1 protein-coding gene is annotated in these 2186 nt (G+C 57.8%); it reads left to right on the top strand.

The annotated features are described in order from the left end of the window. Nucleotides 1-2186: toxin TcdB middle/N-terminal domain-containing protein (locus tag AC1DNW_RS35350; protein WP_477855793.1), on the top strand; the 2186-nt coding region annotated here is incomplete at both ends.

Here is a 2186-nt window from a genome sequence, read left to right as displayed (position 1 = left end):
CTGATTCCCTGCTCGCCGACGACCTCGGTCTCATGTGCGACCGGTGGAACGCATGTTACCGAGGTCGAGAGTTACAGGCGCATCAAGTATGACTCGGCCGCCAATATCTGGACGATCACCGATCGCGACGGCACGGTCTCGACCTTCCGCCCGGTGGCAACGGTTGCCGGGGTCAATCCCGCTCCGGGTAGCGTCGACGGTAACCTCCAGCTGCTCGGACGGTTTCTACTGACCTCGGTGACCGAAACCAACGGCAATATGGTGAACTATGGTTACACCTGCCCCGACCTGCCGGTCTGCTATGTCGCCTCGATCTCCTACGGCAGCACGCTCGTAAGCTTCAACTACGAGGTTCGCCCCGACTACATCATCACCGGCAATGGCTATAATCTCTCCTATACACGGCGCCGTCTGAAGACGGTCGCCATCCAGTCGGCCGGCCAGAACCTCTCCGCCTACGTAATGACCTACGGCCAGGCGCCGCTGTCCAACACCTCGTTTCTTCTGCGGATAGAGCGTTACGGCAAGGACCTTGTGCTCGATGCGGCAGGTCTTCCCACAGCCGGCTCTCACAAGGCCATCCGGCAGATGACTTATGACAACGTCTCCTTCAGCTTCACAAGCTATCTGAATCAGTTCCCAAAGATGACCTTCGGGGGCGATTCGTTCTTCTATTCAAAGCAGGTCGGAGATCTGAATAGCGATGGTCTCGATGAGATCTACGGAATGAGCGTGATCAACCCGCCAGATCAGACCCAATATTACATGCCTTACGCCTATTGGGATGTTACGCGCTTCTCGACGGCCGGGGGCGTGTCGGGCACCTCAACGATCCGGCTTACCGGCGCAAATGAGACCGTTCCGACCATTCGCGGTCTCGTGACAGGTCGCTTATTCAACTCTGGCAAGATACCGAAAGACACGATCCTCGGGTATACGAATAGTTTCGAGGGGTCTAACAGCGACGGCGGTACGTCCACACCCATTAKCTTTGCCGGCGTGATGGCTTACGACGGCGGTGCCGGTGTTACACGCCAGATATGCAAGAAAACTGCAGATCCATCGCTGTGCGCTTATTTGCCAAACAGTGGCGGTAAGACGGTTGCCCTGACAGCTTTCGACAACGACGGTGACGGCGTCGATACCATCGGCCAAATGACTGGCTTTGCCGCCGACTATTACGGCAATGGCCGTCAGGGCATTCTGAGTGGATCGAGCCTCGTCGCTTACAGCTATGCAGGGGGATGGACCTCGGTCTCTACGGGAATCAACTGCAGTTCAGGCTGTGTCTACGGCGATGTGAACGGAGATGGTTCAACCGATGTCGTCCGCTATGTCGCAAGCGGAAGCAACTACTACGCCGATATCTGGCTGTCGGCAGGCCGCTCTTACGTCAATCTGGCCAACGGCCTGCTTTTGACGGGCGCTCCGATCCTGCGCGACATGAACAATGACGGTAAGATGGAACTCGTGACTTCGACGGTGAAGACCACGGAAGCATTCCGCGCTATGCGGGCTTATGGCCTCTGGGCCAGCGCGTCCGGTATCGCGGCGCAGCCCTATGGCACGACGTTCACGGGATCGTCGATCTCAGGCGATTTCAACGGCGACGGTCTTCCTGATTTCGCTGTATCGGAGACATCGACTGGGATTTCAAGCGTCGGATCCGGTAATCCGAATCTTTTGCGCACCGTCGTCCTTGAGAACGGCGGCACGATCGCGGTCGACTATACGCCTTCGACGCGGTTTTCCAACACCTACCTGCCCTTCGTCATGCATCCGGCAACGCGTGTCACCGTCAATGATGGCCGCGGCGGCATAGCGACCACTGACTATTCCTATTCGGGTGGCTATTACGACGTCGGCGACCGTAAATTCCTAGGCTTCCGGACAATCGTTGCCACCAAGCCGTTGGCATCTGGCGACACGGGACGCCCGACAGTCGCTACCACTTACCGCCAGGATCGCGCCAGCTACGGCTTGCCACAGTCGATCGTCTGGAAAGACGGCGCAGGTGCAGCCACGAAGGAGGTTGCCGAGACCTATGAGGTCAATGTCAGCTCCGAGCCGTATTGGGTTAAAAACACGGCGACAGAGACGACGCTCTACAATCCCTATGCGCTGACCCAGCGCACCGAGCGGGTGTTCGATGCCTACCACAATGTCACCGAACTGAAGGAATACGG

It is taken from the genome of Rhizobium sp. 05L429 (genome assembly GCF_056397645.1).
Note: the sequence above shows the minus strand (reverse complement) of the source record. Positions and strands in the feature narration are given on the sequence as shown.